Source organism: Streptomyces sp. SAS_270 (assembly GCF_052543295.1).
The window spans coordinates 1-18,903 of the sequence record NZ_JBMNDS010000104.1 but is presented as its reverse complement, the minus strand read 5'-3'; the positions used below and the strand labels follow the sequence as shown (position 1 = coordinate 18,903).

The 18,903-nt window shown below is 72.5% G+C and carries 15 protein-coding genes and 1 pseudogene; 10 read left to right on the top strand and 6 right to left on the bottom strand.

Translation table 11 applies throughout. The features are described from left to right. Nucleotides 1–20: 20 nt before the first annotated feature. A complete protein-coding gene (locus tag ACN6LB_RS41070; RefSeq protein ID WP_445030335.1) occupies nt 21–1,265 on the bottom strand; it encodes a cytochrome P450 family protein in 1,245 nt (414 codons plus the stop codon). Between the two features lie 183 nt (nt 1,266–1,448). Here ACN6LB_RS41070 and ACN6LB_RS41065 point away from each other — a divergent pair, with 183 nt between their 5' ends. Next, nucleotides 1,449–1,847, top strand: coding sequence for a hypothetical protein (locus ACN6LB_RS41065; RefSeq protein WP_445030334.1), 399 nt, complete (start codon nt 1,449–1,451; stop codon nt 1,845–1,847). Nucleotides 1,848–1,906: 59 nt separating this feature from the next. On the opposite strand, the gene ACN6LB_RS41060 is transcribed toward ACN6LB_RS41065, so the two are convergent. Genes ACN6LB_RS41060 through ACN6LB_RS41050 form a run of 3 tightly spaced genes read right to left on the bottom strand, consistent with a single transcriptional unit; the run spans nt 1,907 to nt 6,692 of the window. Next, a complete protein-coding gene (locus ACN6LB_RS41060) occupies nt 1,907–3,184 on the bottom strand; it encodes an alpha-glucoside ABC transporter substrate-binding protein (RefSeq protein ID WP_356137243.1) in 1,278 nt (425 codons plus the stop codon). Next, complete coding sequence (locus ACN6LB_RS41055; protein ID WP_445030333.1) at nt 3,181–4,344, bottom strand: hypothetical protein; 1,164 nt, start codon at nt 4,342–4,344, stop codon at nt 3,181–3,183. The genes ACN6LB_RS41060 and ACN6LB_RS41055 overlap by 4 nt, the downstream gene beginning before the upstream one ends. Before the next feature lie 47 nt (nt 4,345–4,391). After that, nucleotides 4,392–6,692, bottom strand: a complete 2,301-nt coding sequence (locus tag ACN6LB_RS41050; RefSeq protein WP_445030332.1) for a tetratricopeptide repeat protein — start codon at nt 6,690–6,692, stop codon at nt 4,392–4,394. 138 nt (nt 6,693–6,830) lie between these two features. Here ACN6LB_RS41050 and ACN6LB_RS41045 point away from each other — a divergent pair, with 138 nt between their 5' ends. From ACN6LB_RS41045 to ACN6LB_RS41025, 5 genes and pseudogenes are all read left to right on the top strand, one after another. Beyond that, the gene (locus ACN6LB_RS41045; protein WP_356137237.1) at nt 6,831–7,169 is read left to right on the top strand and encodes a nuclear transport factor 2 family protein; all 339 of its coding nucleotides are present in this window, start codon (nt 6,831–6,833) and stop codon (nt 7,167–7,169) included. A 184-nt stretch (nt 7,170–7,353) separates the two neighbouring features. Beyond that, nucleotides 7,354–8,130 carry an NPP1 family protein gene (locus tag ACN6LB_RS41040; RefSeq protein ID WP_445030331.1) on the top strand — a complete coding sequence of 259 codons (777 nt, stop codon included), beginning with the start codon at nt 7,354–7,356 and terminating at the stop codon, nt 8,128–8,130. A 306-nt stretch (nt 8,131–8,436) separates the two neighbouring features. Further along, nucleotides 8,437–9,566: pseudogene (locus ACN6LB_RS41035) on the top strand (MFS transporter). A gap of 65 nt (nt 9,567–9,631) precedes the next feature. Continuing rightward, a complete protein-coding gene (locus ACN6LB_RS41030) occupies nt 9,632–12,067 on the top strand; it encodes a beta-galactosidase (protein ID WP_445030330.1) in 2,436 nt (811 codons plus the stop codon). 110 nt (nt 12,068–12,177) lie between these two features. Then, nucleotides 12,178–13,260: a LacI family DNA-binding transcriptional regulator gene (locus ACN6LB_RS41025; RefSeq protein ID WP_445030329.1), complete on the top strand. Its 1,083-nt coding sequence runs from the start codon at nt 12,178–12,180 to the stop codon at nt 13,258–13,260. Between the two features lie 6 nt (nt 13,261–13,266). Here ACN6LB_RS41025 and ACN6LB_RS41020 read toward each other — a convergent pair whose 3' ends face one another. Further along, the gene (locus ACN6LB_RS41020; RefSeq protein WP_445030328.1) at nt 13,267–14,754 is read right to left on the bottom strand and encodes a sensor histidine kinase; all 1,488 of its coding nucleotides are present in this window, start codon (nt 14,752–14,754) and stop codon (nt 13,267–13,269) included. Beyond that, nucleotides 14,751–15,440: a response regulator transcription factor gene (locus ACN6LB_RS41015; protein ID WP_445030327.1), complete on the bottom strand. Its 690-nt coding sequence runs from the start codon at nt 15,438–15,440 to the stop codon at nt 14,751–14,753. Before ACN6LB_RS41015 ends, ACN6LB_RS41020 begins: the two co-directional genes overlap by 4 nt. A 152-nt stretch (nt 15,441–15,592) precedes the next feature. Here ACN6LB_RS41015 and ACN6LB_RS41010 point away from each other — a divergent pair, with 152 nt between their 5' ends. From ACN6LB_RS41010 to ACN6LB_RS40995, 4 genes are read left to right on the top strand one after another with little or no spacing between them, the layout of a single operon-like run. Continuing rightward, nucleotides 15,593–16,930 (top strand): ferredoxin reductase family protein, encoded by a 1,338-nt coding sequence (locus tag ACN6LB_RS41010; RefSeq protein WP_445030326.1) that lies wholly within the window; start codon nt 15,593–15,595, stop codon nt 16,928–16,930. A gap of 10 nt (nt 16,931–16,940) precedes the next feature. Further along, complete coding sequence (locus ACN6LB_RS41005; protein ID WP_445030325.1) at nt 16,941–17,636, top strand: FMN-binding protein; 696 nt, start codon at nt 16,941–16,943, stop codon at nt 17,634–17,636. A gap of 1 nt (nt 17,637) precedes the next feature. Continuing rightward, nucleotides 17,638–18,399, top strand: coding sequence for an FAD:protein FMN transferase (locus ACN6LB_RS41000; RefSeq protein ID WP_445030324.1), 762 nt, complete (start codon nt 17,638–17,640; stop codon nt 18,397–18,399). Then, nucleotides 18,396–18,824 carry a DUF6086 family protein gene (locus ACN6LB_RS40995; protein WP_445030323.1) on the top strand — a complete coding sequence of 143 codons (429 nt, stop codon included), beginning with the start codon at nt 18,396–18,398 and terminating at the stop codon, nt 18,822–18,824. The genes ACN6LB_RS41000 and ACN6LB_RS40995 overlap by 4 nt, the downstream gene beginning before the upstream one ends. Nucleotides 18,825–18,903: the final 79 nt, after the last annotated feature.

The following is an 18,903-nucleotide window of genomic DNA, read 5'->3' as shown; positions in this document are numbered from 1 at the left end:
TGAGCCTGGGGCGCGGGTGATCAGGCCAGCCGCACCGGAAGGGTGCGGTGGCCGTTCGAGATGAAGGAGTCGACCGGCTCCAACTCGCCCTGTTCCGCGGCGAGTCGGAGCCCGGGGAGACGCTCGAAGAGCGCCGGAAGCGCGATCCGGGCCTCCAGCCGCCCCAGCGGGGCACCGAGGCAGTGGTGCACGCCGTACCCGAAGGCGAGGTGCTCCTTGTTCGCGCGGGTGACGTCGAACCGGTCGGCATCCGCGCCGTACGTCTCGAGGTGGCGCCCGGCGGCGGCGTACGCGGCGAGGATCGCCTCGCCCTTGCCGATCACCACGCCCTCCGGGCCGCCGAACTCGGCGACGGCAAGGTCCTCCACGGCGTACCGCAACGGCAGGGACGCGACCGGCGCCTCCACGCGCAGCGCCTCCTCGATCACGTCGTCCCAGCCGGCGCGGCCCGAGCGCACCTGGGCGAGCTGGTCCGGGTGGGTGAGCAGGAGATGGATGGCGTTGTCGATGAGGTTGACCGTGGTCTCGTGCCCGGCGCTGACCATGAGTACGAGGGTGTCGAGCAACTCCTGCTCGCTGAGCCGGGTGTCGTCCTCGTCGTCGCGCGCCGCGATGAGGGCCGACGTCAGGTCGTCACCCGGTGACTTCCGCTTCAGGGCCACGAGTTCGCCCATGGCCGCGTAGAAACGGGTGTAGATGTCGGTGACTTCCTCCGGGGTGGCGGAGGTGTGGAAGATGCCGTCCACGACGGCCCGCAGTTCCGCGCCCTGCTCCTCGGGCAGCCCGAACAGCTCGCTGATCACCTGGATCGGCAGCGGATAGCAGAACTGCTCCCGCAGGTCCACCGGTTGGCCGCTCCGCCCGGCCTCCTCGACCCGGTCCAGCAGCGACTCGGTGATCTCCTCGATACGGGGCTGCAGCGCCGCCGTGCGACGGGCGGTGAACGCCTTGGAGACCAGGGTGCGCAGCCGCTTGTGGTCGCCGCCGTACGCGGTGAACATGTTCTGCACCGCGACCCAGGTGAACAGTGGCCACTCCGGGGAGATCTCGCCGTTGATCCACTTCGGCCAGTGCTGTCGCGGGTCCTTGGACACCCGTGGGTCGGTGAGCAGGCGCTTGAGCAGGTCGGGGCTGCTGACGGCCCATGCCTCGACACCGCCGGGGAGTTCGACCAGGGTCACCGGTCCCCGTGCGCGGATCCGGGCGGCCTCGCCGTGGATGTCACGGCCGGTCGCGTCGATGACTAAGGGCTGGGGATCTCCCATGGCGGCCTCCGGGGCGCTCGGACGTCAGTACGACCGATCAAGCTACTGCGCGGCGCCGCGCCCTCACGAGACCGCACCGTATGCGCTGCGTATGGGCACAACTTCCCTGCGCGTGGCCGCAAGTCGACACATCGCCACCGTCCTAGGGTCGGGATGTCGTATCGGAGAGCTGGTGAGAGCGCGATGTCAGTCAGCAGAGCCCGGCGGTGGACGCAGCCGAGCACTCACCAGGTGCGGCTGATGGCCGCCGGTGAGTGGTGGGACGCCGTACGCGTGCCGCTCACCCTCGGGAGCGCGACGCTGAGGGATCTGGGCGACGCGACAGGAGCCGTGATCAAGGACGGCTACGGCGACCTCCTCTACTGGCTGATCCGCCCGGGCTCCGCCGCCGACTGGCGCCTCGCGCAGGTCAGCGTCCTGGGCCCGGGCTGCCATGTGGCGGTCCCCCCGCTGCACCGCGTCACCGGCCCTGGGCTGTACTGGCATGTGTCCCCGTCGCGCGACCGCGAGTGGACGAGCGCGTCCCTCCTGCACTCCGCGCTGCGCACCGCAGGCTCCCCCGAGATGCGCCCCACCCCGTGAGCACCCGCCCCGACCGATCCTGAGCCCGGCCGGGGCGGGCCCCTCGCGCGGTGTGCCGATCACCCGCCCGGACTGGCGCAGATGTCCTCGGGCGGCCGGAACGACCGGTCGTCGGCCGGATCCTCGGTCACCTGGGTGCGTACGGTGTCCAACTGCTGGAGCAGCGGGGTGAGACGGCGGTCCGTGGGGTCCCGGAAGAACTCCAGGACTGCGCGGTGGAAGGCGTCCCGGAGTTCGGGTGGCATCACGTCCGAGGCGTCGAAGCAGAGCGTGCGGGCGCGTGAGTTGAGCAGGGTGTCGATCTCCCGCTCCGCCGGGCTCGCGGGGGCCATCGGCGTGAGGCCCGTCGTGTTCGGGAACAGCGGGCGCACATCCGGGTCCGCCTGTGCCCGCCAGCGCTCCCGGCCGGCCGGGCTGGAGAGCCGCTCCACCAGTTCCTGGGCCGCCGGGTCGTCGCTGAAGACGGCGGCCATGTCACCGGCGACCTCGAACGCGTCGCGGTTCTCGGCCGGCCCGCCCAGGAACCCGGCCGACGGCTCCACCCGGACGTCGTCGCCCGCGTACACGTACCGGATGAAGGCGCTCTGGTGCTCGTGGGTGCAGCCGAACCCGGGGGAGTCCAGCAGACCCCGCGGCCCGGCGGGCCCGGACGTGCCCTCGTACGACGTGCTGAGGGACCGCTCGATCGACGTCGCCGAGCGCCCGCCGAGCAGCCGCGCCCAGGTCGTCCAGGCCCGCCGGACGGCCGGGTCGCGCCAACTGAGCCTGCTGGTCGCCCAGTTCGTGTAGATCGCCGGGCCTGCCTGATGGAGCAGGATGTCCTCGATCCAGTCGGTGCCGGGCCAGCCGGAGGTGGCCTGGGAGGCGAGTCCCACACACCACTTCGGGTCGCTGTCCGACGTTCCCCGCTTGCTCCACACCAGGCTCTTCAGGTCGACCTTCAGCGGCACCCAGTAGGTCCGGCGCCTGCCGTCCACCAGCAGTGTCGGCGCCCACGGCGGGTACGCCCGCTCGGCGGTCTCCTCCGCGAGGGGCGTCAAACGGTCCCGGCGGGCGTACTCCGTGAGTTCCCCGATGCTGTTGAGGATCGCCACGTCCGGCGGGTCGCCGGCCTCCAGCTGTGAGACGAGCGTCTCACGGAGCGAGCGGGTGCCCTCGTACGTGTAAGTCCTGCCGCTCCCGTCGTCCAGCCGTTCCAGGGCGGCTTCGAATGCCTGGCCCTCCGCCCCGGTCCACGGGCCCAGGACGACAAGGGGGGCGGGCGTGTCCGTCGCGCAACCGGGCACGAGGGCGAGCAGACAGGCCGCGACGACCAGGGCGCGCACGACACGGCTCATGAGACGGCTCCCGTGCGGGTCACCGCGAGGTACTCGCGGCGGTAGGTGTGCAGCGCGGCGCCGATGATCCCTGCGGCGACCAGGCCCGTGGGGAACACGAAGGGCGCGGCCCCGTCCAGGAAGGCGAGCCGCCCTTCGGCGAGACCGACGTCGAGGCGGTCCGCCAGTACCTCGATGGCCCGCGGGTCCGGGCCGTCGAAGGGGCGTTCCTCGGTGATCGTCTCGGTCTCGGGCGAGGTCCGCTCGGCGAGCGCGTACGCCACCGGGACGGCCGCGGCCTGGGCGTGCTGGGCGAGCAGTGCGTCGACCGTCAGGAGCGGTACGGCGAGCAGCGGCAGTGCGGCGGCCACCAGCGGAACGCTGAGCCGGATCCGGAAGCGGTGGTGCAGGAAGGACACGGTCCGCCAGAGCCCGGCGGCCAGCAGCAGAAAGGCGATTGCCGAGACGACGGCGGCGGCGAGCGCACCCGCGCCCCAGCCGGCCCGGTCCGCGAGCCGCTCGCGCAGCCGCCGCTCCAGGCCCGACACCCGGTCCACGATCGAGGTCGCACCCGCGTCGGTCGTGGGCGGACAGGGAGGGTAGCGGTCACTCTTGTCCGCGGCCGCGACCGGCGCCGAACAGAGCATGCTGCGCGCGTACGTCAGCTCGGCGGCCCGCAGGACCGGATCGGCCGCGTCCCCCTGGGCCCGGCCGATCCAGCCCGTGTAGTCCACGACCAGCGCGGACACGACCCGCAGTTCCTGCTCCTCCGCCACGGTCAGCGCCCCGCTGCGGGTGACCGCGTTCAGGCTCTGGGTCGCCCGCGCCACCCGCGTCCGGTACCGCTCGCTGAGCCCGCTGAGCTCCGCCGCCCGGCCCTCGGCGAGGTTCTGCTCCGCCTCGCCCTGCGCGATGAACAGCGACGCCTTGGTGTGGGCGAGACCGACGAGCGCGGGCGTCAGCCGGTCGCGCACATACGCCGAGTCGCCCCGCACGTCCGCGTCGGCCCAGCCGAACGCCCCGAAGGCCACGACGGCGAGCAGCGGCAGCGCGACGAGCCGGTCCCGCAGATACCCGCGGTTGCGCCGGCCCGCCGCCGACGGCCACGCGTAGCGCCGGAGGCGGCGGGCGAGTTCGGCGGCCACGGCGCCGACGGCCCGGGCCCCGCGCAGAAGGCGCACGGGCCGTCGGGTGACGGCACCCGCGCCCCTCGGCCTGCCGGCGCGGTTCACCCGCGGGCCGTCCGGGTGTTGCCCCCCGACGACGCCGGACGGGCGATCGTGCGGAGCCAGTCGGCGACGCGCCTTCCGAACCAGGGGCTGTCCCTGTGGTGTCGGAAGGCGAGCGGACGGACCTCGTAGGCGCGGTCCAGAAGGGTCTCGGCGACGGCCGCGTCCGCGGGGGCGGCGGACCGGGCGGCCTGGTGGGCGAGGGAGAGATAGAGGCGGGAGAGGTCCTTGCGGAGGCCGGGTTCGTCGGACGGCAGCGCGAGCCGTACGTCGGCGCCCGCGGCCAGCGCGGCAAGGCCCGGCGCGTCGAGAGCACCTCGCGTGAGCGCGCCCCGCACGGCCTCCCACACCTCCGTCGTCATCCGCACCCTGGCCTGCTCGTCGGTGAGCCCGTGCGCGTGGAACAGCCGGGCCAGCCGCTCCAGCACCTCGCGGAGCCGCTCGGTCACCTCCTCCGGCTGCGTGGCGGTGCGCACGTGCTCGACCCCGATGCGCACGGCGGCCGTCCGCGCGGCGGTCCGGTGCCGCGAGTGCTGCGGGACCGCGTCGAGCGCCCGTACCGCCTCGTCCAGTGCCCGTTCGCCGCCCAGCGCGAGGTGGGCCCGCGCCGCACCGAACGCGGCGCTGCCCAGCGACGGGTTGCGCAGCCGCACCGCCTCGTGGAACGTCAGCGCCTCCTGCCACCGGCCCAGCCGCTCGGCGCAGTACCCGAGCGCGAGCTTCGGCGCGTACTCGCCCGGGATCGCCGCGAACACCTCGTCGAAGTGTCCCCGTGCCAGCGCCACTTGATCCCGGCCGAGCGCGAGCAGCCCGCGGTGCCAGTCGAGCCGCCAGTCGTACGGGGCGCGCCGCGGCCCGATCAGTGCCTCGGCGGACCGCAGTTCCCGTTCGGCCGCCCCGGTCCCGCCGCCGCGCACCCTCAACCGCAGGCGGCAGCGCAGCAGATGGACCTCGGGCGAGTCCCGCCAGTCCCCGGTGTGCTGGAGCAGTGCCTCCGGGGCGGCGTCGGCCAGCCTGCTCAACTGCGCGTGGTGGTCGTCGTACGGATCGGGCCGCGGGACGGGCAGCCGCTGGGCGACGTCTGCGGGTGAGGGAGGCGCGTACACCGTGGGGGCGTCCGGCGCGGCCCAGCGGGCCAGGGGCGGCGCGGATCCGAGTGCGCCGTCGAGGGCGTACGACGACTGGAGGAAGAGCGGTGACGGTTCGAAGGTCTCCGTTCCGGTCCGCAGTGAGCGCAACTCGCGGAAGACGCCCCGCAGTTGCTCCTCCATTTCGCGGGCGGAGGCGAACCGCTCGGCCCGCTTGTCCCGGGTCGCCCGGTGCAGCACGCGTGCCAGGGAGAGGAGGCCGAGCCCGCGGGGAGGCGGAGCCGTCATCCGGTCGGCCTCCGGGAAGGCGCCCGGGGTGTCCAGCCGCCCGAGCACGTCCAGGCAGCCCAGCTCCCCGAGATCCTCCGGCGACCGGCCGAGGCCGCTCAGCCGGCGCAGGGTTTCGCCGAGGCTGAACAGGTCGTCCTGGCCAGTGGATTCGCCGTTCGGGCCCACGGTCGGGGCGCAGAAGCCCTCGGTGGTGTGGCCGGGCAGGTTCGCCGGGCGCACACTCCCCACGTCGATGATCTTCGTCGTGGTCCCGTCGTGCATGACGTTGTCGGGTTTCAGGTCGCCGTAGACCTTGCCGGGCCGGTGGGTGTGCAGATAGCCGAGCGCGGACAGGACCCGCACTCCGTAGGCGAGTACGAACTCGTGGAAGCGGCCGCCGCCGAACTCGTCCGGGTTCACCTGGGCCCGCGCCCGCACCTCCTCCAGGGTGAGCCCGTCGACGTACTGCAGGACGAGGAAGTCCCCGACCTCGGGATGGTGCCCGTAGTTGAAGACGCGGATGATGTCGTCGTGGCCCAGGTCGACCAGGGCGCGCCGCTCCCGGGCCAGGGCGCCCGCCGCGGCCGCGGCCTGCTGGGGGTGCAGGATCTTGACGGCGACCTCGCGGTTGTCGACCTTGGTGTCGAGCGCGAGGTGGACCTCGCCCATTCCGCCGTAGCCGAGCGGCCGGATCAACCGGTACTGCCCGGCGAGGAGTTCCCCCTCCGGCAGGGGCAGCGCGTCCGGGTCACCGCCGAGCGCCGCGGCGCGCTCCAGCAGGGTGATCGTGGGCAGCAGGACCGGATCGGGGCTCTCCTCGGGCAGTTCGACCTGTGCGGCCCGCAGGAAGACGGGCGGCTGCCCGGCGACGACGAGCGGACCGAACGACCCACCGGAGTCCGGGAGTTCACCGGATCCGCCCATGTCCGAAGCCCCCTCCATGCGACCTCAGGATAGACGCGCGGGCCAGGAATGACCCCCGTGTCGCATGGGGAGGTGATGTGCCCGAGGAGACGGGGTCCGGTCCTATGGTGGGGGCCGGGGGTACGGGGGAGCAGTCGTCCGGCCTAGGAGATCAGCATGATGGACAGCCCGACCAGCGTCGTCGAAGCGGCGTTTCGCCACTACAGGTCGCAGGACCGCGATGCGGCGCTCCCGCTCTACGCCGCCGACTTCACGTTCACCAGCCCACGGGACGACCACATCGACAAGGCCGCGTTCTTCGAGCGGTGCTTCCCGACGGCGGACCGCTTCAAGGAGCAGCGGTTGCTGCACGTCACCCCCGTGGACCGGGAACTCGTCCTCGTCCACTACGAGTACGAGCTCATGACGGGCGGCCGCTACCGCAACGTCGAGGCGATCACGGTCCGGGACGGACTCATCCGCGAGGTGCAGGTCTTCTTCGGCGGCGCCGTGTGAGCCGACCGGCCCCGATGACCTGATACCGACGCCCGCCGGACCACCCGGCGGGCGTTGATCAGTTCGGTGAAAAGCCGCCGCGAGTTTGGTAGAAAGCCCTTCCATCGCTCGCTCGACTTGCCAGTCTCGGTCCCGCACCCGGATGTCATGTCCGGAACGAGCGGACCGTCGACTGGAGCCCCCCATGCCCCGAGCAGTCAGCAGCAGAAGGACCTTCCGCCTCGCGAGGGCCGCCGCCGTCGCCGGCAGCGTCACCGCCCTGACCGTCGCCCTGTCGGGCAGCGCCTCCGCGGGCGTCCTGCAGAACCTGCCCGAGAACGCGACCGCGTTCCAGAAGAACTTCGAGCCCGTGTACGACTACGACTCGGACAGCTGCTATCAGGCCGCCGCGATCGACCCGAGCGGCAACCTCAACGGCGGCCTCAAGCCGACCGGTTCGGTCACCGGCGAGTGCCGCAGCGGCCACCTGGGCAAGGCCAACACCTACTCGCGGGCCAAGTGCAACAACGGCTGGTGCGGGATCGTCTACGCCAGCTACTTCGAGAAGGACGAGGCCTCGCCCGGCATCGGCCACCGGCACGACTGGGAGTGCATGGTCGTCTGGGTCAAGCAGGGCGCCGACACCCCGTCCTACCTGTCGGCCTCCGCACACGGCGGCTTCAGCACCCACCCGATCGCCGACGTCCCGATGAGCGGGCAGCGTGTCGAGGCCGTCTACCACAAGGACGGTGCGAGCACCCACGCCTTCCGGTTCGCCAAGTGGGGCGAGACCCCGGAGAACGACACCGGCGCCTGGCACCAGGAGAACCTGCTCACCTGGGACAACATGGCGTCCAACCTGCGGAACATCCTCAACGCGTCCGACTGGGGCAGCGCCAACTTCCCGCTCCAGGACTCGAAGTTCGCCGACCACCTGAACAAGGCCAAGCCGGGCGACATCACGTTCGACCCGTACGCCTGACGGACGAGTCGGGCCGGGAGTCGATCGCCCTCGCGAAAGAGGGCCTGCCGGTCGACTCCCGGCTTGCCGCTCAAGCTCTCCGCGGCGCGCCGCCCGATTCCCGCCCGCCACCCCAACTCACGCTGCCCACAGACCCGCAGGGGATCTTGACGCCGATGATGTTACCGGTAACATCATCGGCGTCCGGGGATCAGCCCGGGAGTCAGTCCGGGAATCACCGTCCCCTTCTCCTCACCTGGAGACCGCGTGACCGATCAACCGACCGCACAGCGGGTCACGGCGGAGCGCGGCGCGCCGGACGCACCGGTGTTCAGCCCGGCCGCGGTGGTCGCGTCCTGCGTGGGCTTCGTGCTCATCGGCGCGCTCCAGGCGCTCTACGGCCCCGCGATCCCCGCCCTGCGCGAGAAGTTCGGGCTCTCCCCGTCGGCCGCGGGGCTCGGGCTGAGTGCCCACTTCGTCGGGGGTGTGGCCGGTGTGCTGCTCTTCGACCGGCTCTACGGGCGTCTCGGCAACCGGCAGATCCTCGGGGCCTCCTACCTGCTCATGGCCGTCGGCGCGGCGGGCTTCGCGCTCGCGCCCGGCTGGCCCGCCGCTCTGGCGTCGGCGCTGCTCGCGGGGCTCGGTTTCGGCGGGATCGACTACGGCCTCAACCAGCTGTTCGCCGTCGGTTTCGGGCGCCGGTCGGCCGCGATGCTGAACATCCTCAACGCGCACTTCGGCGTCGGCGCGATCCTCGGTCCCGCCCTGATCGCGGCGGTGGGCGCCGAGCACTACCCGGCCCTCTTCCTCGGCTTCGCGCTCGTCGACCTGCCGTTGCTGCTGTGCCTGAAGGGCGTACGGGACAAGGCGCCGCAGCCGGCCGACGCGGCGCCCGAGGGCGGCGGGCCGGCGCTCGGCCGCAGCCTCGGCTCGGTGCTCGGCGTGTTCGTCGCCCTCTACGTCCTGCACGTGGGCATCGAGGCGGGCGTCGGCGGCTGGGAGCCCACGCACCTGGAGACGGTCGGCTACGGCGCGGGTGTCGCCGCCACCGCCACCTCCGTCTACTGGCTGATGATGACCGTCGGCCGCTTCCTGGTCGCCCCGGTCGCGCTGCGCTTCTCCGCCCCGGCCATCATCACCGTCTCGTGCGCGGGCATGACGGTCTGCTGGCCGCGGTGCCGGGCCTCGCGCCGTACGCGTACGCCGGTGTCGGTCTGTTCATCGCGCCGATCTTCCCGACCGGGCTGCCCTGGCTGCACCGGGCCGCCCCACGGGCCCGCCGGGCGGGCGCGGTCGTCATCGCCGCGTCCATGGTCGGCGGCGTCGCGGCGGGACCGGCGCTCGGCAAGGCCATCGAGTGGTCCGGTGTCCGAACGGTCCCGCTCCTGCTGTGCGCCCTGTCGGCGCTGTGCCTGACAGCCACCCTCTGGCTCGTCCGCGCCACCCGGCCCGACTGAAACACACCTCCGTACGGCCCCGTTGAAGAACGCCCGCGTACGCCCCAGCGAAGGGAAGACTCCGCATGTCGGCCCGGTCCCCGCACCGCCTGAAACTGCCCGCGCCCGCCGCACCCCCGCTGACCGGGCACCTCCCCTTCGCCGACGCCCCCGGTGTGCCCGATCCGATCGCGGTGACCAGCCGTTGGCTCATGCGCGGCGGCCGCCCCTGGTTCCCGGTCTCGGGGGAGTTCCACTACTCCCGCTACCCGGCCCGGGACTGGGAGGAGGAGCTGCTGAAGATGAAGGCGGGCGGGGTGACGGCCGTGGCGAGCTACGTCATCTGGATCCACCACGAGGAGGTGGAGGGACAGGTCCGCTTCGACGGCGACCGCGACCTGCGGCGCTTCGCCGAACTCTGCGCCCGCCACGGCCTCGACTTCATCCCCCGCATCGGCCCCTGGTCCCACGCCGAGGTACGGGGCGGCGGCCTGCCCGACTGGCTGCTCGCCCGCGCCTGCACGCCCCGCACCGACGATCCCGCCTATCTGGAGCCCGTACGCCGCTGGTTCGGGGCCGTCGCCGAGCAGCTGAGCGGTCTCGACCGGGCCCACGGCGGCCCGATCGTCGCCATCCAGATCGAGAACGAGCTGTACGACCAGCCCGGCCATCTCCTCACCCTGAAGCGGATGGCGCAGGAAGCCGGACTGAGCGCGCCACTGTGGACGTCGACGGCCTGGGGCGGGGTCCAACTCCCGCCCGACGAACTGCTTCCGCTGTACGGCGGCTACACCGAGGCGTTCTGGACGGAGGCCGCCGGCGGCTGGCCCGACACCTGCCGCAAACACTTCTTCTTCACCCACCAGCGCGACGACGAGGGCATCGGCGCCGATCTGCGCCCGACCTCCGTACGCGGGGGCGAACCGGATGCCTTCGCCGACCGACTTCCCTGGGCCACCTGCGAGTTGGGCGGCGGTATGGCCGTGGCCTACCACCGACGCCCCCGCGTCGAGCCCGACGACGTGGGCGCGCTCGGCCTCACCAAGATCGGCTGCGGCTCGGTGTGGCAGGGGTTCTACATGTTCCACGGCGGCACCAACCCCGCCGGTGCACTCGGCACGCTCCAGGAGTCCCACGCCACCGGCTACCCGAACGACCTGCCTGTTCTGACCTACGACTTCCAGGCGCCGCTCGGCGAGTACGGTCAATACCGGGCCTCGTATCACCAACTGCGCCTGCAGCATCTTTTGTTGGCCGACTTCGGACACCTTCTCGCGCCCATGGCATCGGTGCTTCCCGAGCGGCAGCCCGTGGGGCAGCGGGACCGCGACACCCTGCGCTGGGCCGTCCGCGCCGACGGCACATCCGGCTTCCTCTTCGTCAACAACCACCAGCCGCACGAGCAGTTGCCCGCCCACCCGGACACGTCGTTCACGGTGGAGTTCCCGGGCGCCGCCGCCCTGACCCTGCCCAGCACGCCCGTCACCGTCCCCGAAGGGGCCTATTTCTGCTGGCCGTTGCGGCTCGACATCGCCGGGCTGCGGCTCGACTGGGCCACCGCGCAGCCCGTGTGCACGGTCGACGACCACGGGCGTACCGTCCTCGTCCTCGCCGCCACCGACGGCATCGACCCCGAACTCGCCCTGGACGCCCGCACGGTGACCTCCGTCGAAGCACCCTCAGGTGAGCCCGCCCTCCTCGGGGACCAGATCCTCGTCACCGGGCTGCGCCCCGGCACCGACGCCCTCGTGGAGGTGCTGACGGCCGACGGCGGACGGGTCGGCCTGCTCGTCCTGGACGCGGCCACGGCGCGCACCGTCTACCGGGGCGTCGCCTGGGGCGCCGAACGGCTGGTGCTCAGCGGCGACGGCGTCGTCTTCGACCATGACGAGGTCCGGCTGCACAGCCTCTCCGAGCAGCCCTCGTTCGCGGTGTTCCCGGCTCCGGAGCGGGCGCCGGTGGTGGCGGGCACGCCCGTGCGGGAGACCGCGGACGGCGTACTGACCCGTTGTACCGTGCCCGCCGACCCCGGAGGCGGGGCCGGCGACCCGGGCGTCCGCCTGGTGCGAGCGGCGGGTCCGGCACCCGAGACCGCGACGGGCGTACAGGACCGGGCGAGCGTGCCCGCCGACAAGTACTTCGACACCGTGGCCGCGGAGTACCGCATCGACCTCGGCGACATCATCGGCGCACCACCGCAAGGCCCTGCGGACGACCACCGGGACGGGGCGTCGGAGCGGCGGACGCTGCTGCGCGTCCACTGGACCGGCGACGTGGCACGCGCGTACGTGGGCGACACCCTCGTCGCCGACCAGTTCTACTCCGGGCGCCCCTGGGACATCGGCCTCGACCGGCTGCCCGCCGAGGCGCTGCGTGCCCACGGGCTGCGGCTGCGGATTCTGCCGCTGCACGCGGACGCCCCGGTGTACGTACCCGAGGAGGCGGCCGGCGCGGCGGGCACGGCCGCGGTCGGGCACGCGGAGTGGGTCACCACCCGTCGCTGGGCGGTCCGGGAAGGCTGAAGGGGCCCACAGGGTCCACGGAATGAACCGGGACCGCCCGGCCTATCCTGTGGACCGGACCGCAGGGACGAAGCGGCGGCCGCGGCAGCGGTGGTGAGGAAGCAGGCGTCATGACCCGAAGTGCCACCGGCGGCCCCGCTCCCATGGGGCGCAGCAGACGCAACTTCGCGGGCGCACGCCCCGTCATGGACGACGTGGCGCGACTGGCCGGCGTCTCCAAGCAGACCGTCTCCCGGGTGCTCAACGACCACCCGGCCGTCCGCCCCGAGACCCGCGAGACCGTACGGGAGGCCATGCGCTCGCTCGGCTACCGTCCCAGCCGCAGCGCGCGTTCGCTGGCCAGCGGGCGGACCCGGATGCTCGGCGTGATCTCCTTCGACGCGGCGCGCTACGGGCCCGCCTCCATCCTGACCGCGATCAACACCGCGGCCCAGCAGGCCGGTTACCTGGTCAGCTCCATTGCCCTCGACTCGGCGGACCGGAACACGGTGGTGGACGCCGTGCACCGGCTGTCGGGCGAGGGCGCGGACGGGGTCATCGCCATCGCCCCGCAGCGCCGGGTCGGGCGCGCGCTGGCCGAGGCCCGCCCCGACAGTCCCGACACCCCGCTGGTCGTGCTGGAGAGCGACCTGGGAGACGGCACGCCGCTGGTCACCGCGGACTCCCGGGAGGGGGCCCGCAAGGCCACCGAGCACCTCCTCGGCCTCGGCCACGCCACCGTCTGGCACATCGCGGGCCCGACGGGATGGATCTCCGCCGACCAGCGCGCGGCCAGTTGGCGGGCCTGCCTGGAAGCGGCCGGCGCGGAGGTGCCCGAACCCCTCGTCGGCGACTGGAGTGCCGACTCCGGCTACGAACTGGGCCGCCGGCTGGCCCTGCGTCCCGAGGTCACGGCCGTCTTCGCCTCCAACGACCAGATGGCGCTGGGCGTACTGCGCGCCTTCCACGAGGCCGGGCGCCAGGTCCCCGCCGACGTCAGCGTGGTGGGCTACGACGACATCCCCGAGGCCGCACATCTGCTGCCCCCGCTGACCACCGTCCGCACCGACTTCGCCGAGATCGGCACACGCGCGCTGCGCCTCCTGCTCGACCGGATCGACGGCCCGGACACCCCCCGACAGGGGAAGTCCTTCGTCCCCGTCGAACTCGTCGTCCGCCGCAGCACGGGCCCGGTACCGCACCGCACGCCCTGAGGGGCCTCAGTCCAGCCCGGAGAGCGGGATACCTATGACGAAGACCGTCGCGCCCGGTGCGCCGGTCAGCTCCAGGGTGCCGCCGTGGGCCCGTACCAGCGAGCGGGCGACCGCGAGGCCCAGGCCGCTGCCGCCGCGGTCGCGGCTGCGGGCCTTGTCGACGCGGTAGAAGCGGTCGAAGACCCGCTCCCGGTCGGCGGCGGCAATGCCCGGGCCCTCGTCGGCGATCCGCACCCGGGCGATGCCGGTCGACGGCGAACCCCCCACCGGCTCCTGCGCCGGCACATCGACCGACACATCGACCGACACCGCCGTCCCGGCCGGCGTGTGCATCGCGGCGTTGGTGAGCAGGTTGTCCAGTACCTGGCGGATACGCAGCGGATCGAGGCGCAGCCGCACGGGGCCGGGAGACGCGGGCAGCGTCACCGTCAGCGGATGACCGGGATGGCCCGCACGGAAGGCGTCCGCCGCCTGGCGCACCAGCTCCACCAGATCGGTGTCCTCCCACCGCAGCGGCGCCTCCACCTCGGCGGCGTCGAGGCGCGCGAGCAGCAGCAGGTCGTCCAGCAGGACGCCCATCCGGGCGGCCTCGGCACGCAGCCGGGCCAGGTGCCTGTCGCGCTCCTCGGGGGCGTTGGCGGCGGCGTACTGGAAGAGGTCCGCGTAGCCCCGTACGGACATCAGTGGTGTGCGCAGTTCGTGCGAGGCGTCCGCCACGAAACGGCGCAGCCGCTGCTCGGCCTCCGCGCGGACCGCGAGGGAGTCGTCGATGTGCTCCAGCATCGTGTTGAAGGCGGTGCGCAGTTCCTCGACCTCCGGGCCGCCGCCCCGCTTGTCGGCACGCAGCGGCAGCCGGGCCGCCGACTCGGTGAGGTCGTGCGAGGCGATGCCGTGGGCGGTGTGCGCCATGTCGCTCAGCGGGTTCAGACCGCGCTTGAGCATCCTGCGGCCGAACACCACCAGCGCCGCCAGCGCCAGCCCGAAGGCCACCACCTGCACCGTGATCAGCCGCCGTACCGTGTCGTCGATGTCGTCCGTCGGCGCCCCGCTGACCAGCACCACACCGGGCTCGACCTCGCAGGCGCGCAGCCGGTACTCGCCCTCGCCGGTGATGTGCGCGGTACGAAGCATCTCGGTGTCCGCGGCTGCCTGCGCCCTGGCCAGGGAGGTCAGGGGGGCGATGTCCTCGGGAAGGTCGCCGGCCTCCTCGGGCTTGCGGAGCACGGCGGCGTTGCCCGATACGTCGTACACCGCGTAGTACCAGCGGTAGTACTTCTTGCCCTGCAGCGTGCCGTTCTCCGCGATGCTCTTGGACTGGGCGACCTGGGCGAGCCCCAGCTGATCGTCGAGCTGGTTCGACAGGTAGTCCCGCATGTAGGTCGTCAGGGCCGTGCCGACGACGGCGAACACGACCAGGGCCAGCGCCCCGAGACCCAGCGCCAGCCGGGTGCCGAGCCGCAGCCTGCGGTACGTCCGGCGCAGCCGCCCGATCACTCGGCCGCCTGCCGGATCACGTAACCGAAGCCCCGAACCGTCTGGATCAGCGGCTCGCCCGTGTCGTCGAGCTTGCGGCGCAGCCGGCTGACGACCAGCTCGACGACGTTCGAGCGGCCCCCGAAGCCGTACTCCCAGACATGGTCGAGGATCTGCGCCTTGGTCATCACGGTCGGCGACTTGCGCATCAGGAAGCGCAGCACCTCGTACTCGGTGGGGGTGAGGGTGAACAGCCTGTCGCCGCGGCGCACCTCGCGGGTGTCCTCGTCCATGGTCAGGTCCGCGATCCGCAGCACCGACCGCTGGAAGGCGGGCCCGGCGCTGCGCCGCAGCACGGTCCGCAGCCGGGCCATCAGCTCCTCCACCGCGAACGGCTTGACCAGGTAGTCGTCACCGCCCCGGGTCAGCCCCGCCACCCGGTCGGCGACGCCGTCCCGCGCGGTGAGGAACACCACGGGCACCATCGTCCCGGAGCCGCGCAGCCGGTCCAGGACCCCGAAGCCGTCCACGTCCGGCAGCATCAGGTCGAGCACCACGATGTCCGGACGGAACTCGCCGGCCAGCCGCAGCGCCTCCTCACCGGAGTTCGCGGTCACGGCGTCCCAGCCCTCGTAGCGGGCGACGGTCGCGACGAGATCGGCGATGGGCGGGTCGTCGTCCACGACGAGGAGGCGTACTTTTTCCACCCGCTCATAGTGCTTCACATGTCGGGTCAGGCCATATCGTCCGGCTCACAGCGGGCACATCGATAAGTACTTGAAAGTTGTCCGACAGCTTTTCGACAGCTCCCACCGGCCAAGCTCGGTTACCCAGGACCCGATCAAGGAGCTGCCGACCCGTGACGACCGTCCAATCGCCCCCCGCGCCCCCCACGGCGATACGGCCCAGGGTGGTGGCCCGTACGGGCCTGTACGCCGTTCTGGCCGCGAACGCGGCCGTGGTCGCCTACTTCTTCGCCGAAGCGGGCTTCGCCTCCAACGCGCTGATCGTGATCGGCCGCCTCGCCGGCCTCTACGGCGCCCTCGTCATGGCCTTCCAGCTGGTGCTGGTGGCCCGGCTGCCCTGGCTCGACCGGCGCATCGGCATGGACCGGCTGACCTCGTGGCACCGCTGGACCGGCTTCGCCCTGCTGTGGACGTTGCTCGCGCACGTCGTCTTCATCGTCTTCGGTTACGCCGACGGGACCGGTGTCGGCCCGGTCAGCGAGCTCGTCGACCTCGCCGAGACCACCGAAGGCGTGCTCCGCGCCATCGTCGCGCTCGGCATCATCCTCGTGGTCGGCGCCGTCTCGGCCCGCTACGCCCGCCGCCGCCTCGCCTACGAGACCTGGCACTTCATCCACCTGTACACCTACGTCGCCGTGGTACTCGCCTTCACGCACCAGGTCGCGGTCGGTACGACGTTCACCTCGTCGTCCGCCGCGAAGACGTACTGGTACGGGGTGTGGGGCGTGGCCCTCGGCGCGGTGGCCCTGGGACGCCTCGTCCTGCCGCTGTGGCGCAACACCCGCCACCAGTTCCGTGTCTCCGCGGTCGTCCCCGAGTCCGACAACGTCGTCTCGATCCACATCACCGGCAAGGACCTGGACAAGCTGCCCGCGCAGGCCGGCCAGTTCTTCCTCTGGCGGTTCCTGACCCCCGACCGCTGGTGGCAGGCCAACCCCTTCTCCCTCTCCGCCGCCCCCGACGGCCGCAGCCTGCGCCTCACGGCCAAGGCGGCCGGCGAGGGCAGCTCCGCCCTGCGGCACGTGAAGGTCGGCACGCGCGTCTTCGCCGAGGGCCCCTACGGCGCCTTCACCACCCTGCACCGCACGAAGCCGGAGGCCGTGCTCATCGCCGGCGGCGTGGGCGTCACCCCCATCCGGGCGCTGCTGGAGGACCTGCACGGCCACGCGGTCGTCATCTACCGGGTCGCCACCGAACGGGACGCCGTCCTCTACGACGAACTGCGCGAACTCGCCCACGCCAAGGGCGCGGAACTGCACCTGGTCACCGGCCCGGCCGTCCCCGACAAGCTGGCGCCGCGCGAACTGGCCCGGCTGGTGCCGGACATCGGAGAACGTGACGTGTTCCTGTGCGGACCGCCGCCGATGATGAACGCGCTGCTGCGCACCCTCGGTGACCTGGGCGTGCCCAAGCCGCAGATCCACTTCGAGCGTTTCAGCCTGGCGGGATGAGAGAGACATCGTGAAGCGAGCCATACCTGTACTGGTCCTGAGCATCGCGGGCCTGATCCCCGTCTGGCGCTACGAGGCGTCGACGGGCACGACGTCCACCGCCGCGCCCACCCCGACGCCCTCCACGTCCTCGTCGGGCACCTCCGGCACCGTCGTCAAGGGAACGACGATCAAGACCGAGAAGGGCCCCGTGCAGGTCGAGGTGACCTTCGACGGGGACAGGATCGGCTCCGTGCGGATGTTGCAGCAGCCGAATCATCCGCAGACTACGGCGGCGGTGCCGAAGCTCGTCGCGGAGACGTTGTCGGCGCAGAGTGCGGACATCGACACGGTGTCCGGTGCGACGATCACGAGCGGCGCCTACAGGAAGTCCCTCCAGGCCGCCATCGACGCGAACGACAAGTCGGACTCCGCGTCCTCTCCCTCGGCTTCCGCCTCCGCGTCCCCGCAGACCGTGGCAGGTCCGACGGTCGACACCTCCAAGGGCCCCGTGCAGGTCGAGGTGACCTTCGACGGGGACAGGATCGGCTCGGTGCGGATGTTGCAGCAGCCGAATCATCCGCAGACTACGGCGGCGGTGCCGAAGCTCGTCGCGGAGACGTTGTCGGCGCAGAGCGCGGACATCGACACGGTGTCCGGTGCGACGATCACGAGCGGCGCCTACAAGAAGTCGCTCCAGGCCGCCATCGACGCGAAGGGCGCCTGAGATGCGGCGCGTCGAGCACGTGATGGGTTTCCCCGTGTCGCTGCGGATCGACGACGAGGGGTTCCCGCAGGCGGCGGTGGACGAACTGTTCACCTGGCTGCGCGAGGTCGACGCCCGCTTCAGCCCGTTCAAGCCCGACAGCGAGGTGTCCCGGCTGGACCGGGGTGAGCTGTCGGACCCCAGTGAGGACCTCACCGAGGTTCTCGACCTGTGCGCGCACTACCGGGCGGCGACCGGCGGCGCCTTCGACGTGCGCCTGCCCGGGCGCGGCCTCGACCCCTGCGCGGTGGTGAAGGGCTGGTCGGTGCAGCGGGGCGCGGAGCTGCTGACGGCGGCCGGCGCCCGGCGGTTCTGTCTGAACGCCGGTGGGGACGTGGTCGTTTCGGGCGGCCCCTGGCGGGTGGGCGTACGGCATCCCGAACACGCCGACCAGCTCTGTACGGTTCTGGAGCTCACCGACGCAGCGGTCGCGACCTCCGCGCGATACGAACGCGGCGACCACATCCTCGACGGCCGCACCGGGCGCCCGGCCACCGGGCTCCTCAGCCTCACCGTCGTCGCCCCGACCCTGACCGAGGCGGACTCCACGGCGACGGCGGCGTTCGCGATGGGCGCGGAAGGCGTCGAGTGGGCCGCCGGCCTGAAGGGCTGCGAGGTGTTCGCCGTGGACGCCGAGCGGCGCGTGCTGCGTACGCTGGGGTTCCCGGTGGCCGACGATGCCGCCGCGACCGGGCGTGGCCGCGGTGCGATCATGGCGTCGTGAGCCAGTACTACGACCTCGGCGACCGGACGCTGTGGAATCCGTCCAACGGTGCCTCGCGACTGTTTCTTCGCCAAGTAGCCGTCCATGAGGCCGAGTTGGGCATGTCGTCCGGGATCGGCCCGATGGAGAACGACGAGTCCTTCCTCGACGCCGCCGCCTTCGCGGCCTTCGCCGACGCTCTGCTGGCGCGGCACCGGGCCACGACCCACGGCGTGGTGATCGCCCTGTCCGAGGGTTTCGTCGCCACGGTGCTGGTCCTCGCGGAGCGGGCGGACATCGAGGTGCACTGGCCGACGAGCGACCCCGCCGCGAGCCCTGCACGCAGGGACGTCCAGGTGCCCGCGCCGCCCGCCCCCGACGCGGACGCCTGGACGGCGGCGCTGCGTGAGAAGGCGCGGGAGCTGGGCCGGTTCATGGCGCGCTGACGCGCCGCGTCCTGGTCTCCTGGCACGGGAGGGGGGGGGGGGGGGGGGGGGGGGGGGGGGGGGGGGGGGGGGGGGGGGG

Coding starts and splice junctions, on each gene's coding strand:
- ACN6LB_RS41070 (WP_445030335.1), bottom strand. CDS start 1,265: ATGGGAGATCCCCAGCCCTTAGTCATCGACGCGACCGGCCGTGACATC.
- ACN6LB_RS41065 (WP_445030334.1), top strand. CDS start 1,449: ATGTCAGTCAGCAGAGCCCGGCGGTGGACGCAGCCGAGCACTCACCAG.
- ACN6LB_RS41060 (WP_356137243.1), bottom strand. CDS start 3,184: ATGAGCCGTGTCGTGCGCGCCCTGGTCGTCGCGGCCTGTCTGCTCGCC.
- ACN6LB_RS41050 (WP_445030332.1), bottom strand. CDS start 6,692: ATGGAGGGGGCTTCGGACATGGGCGGATCCGGTGAACTCCCGGACTCC.
- ACN6LB_RS41045 (WP_356137237.1), top strand. CDS start 6,831: ATGATGGACAGCCCGACCAGCGTCGTCGAAGCGGCGTTTCGCCACTAC.
- ACN6LB_RS41040 (WP_445030331.1), top strand. CDS start 7,354: ATGCCCCGAGCAGTCAGCAGCAGAAGGACCTTCCGCCTCGCGAGGGCC.
- ACN6LB_RS41030 (WP_445030330.1), top strand. CDS start 9,632: ATGTCGGCCCGGTCCCCGCACCGCCTGAAACTGCCCGCGCCCGCCGCA.
- ACN6LB_RS41025 (WP_445030329.1), top strand. CDS start 12,178: ATGACCCGAAGTGCCACCGGCGGCCCCGCTCCCATGGGGCGCAGCAGA.
- ACN6LB_RS41000 (WP_445030324.1), top strand. CDS start 17,638: ATGCGGCGCGTCGAGCACGTGATGGGTTTCCCCGTGTCGCTGCGGATC.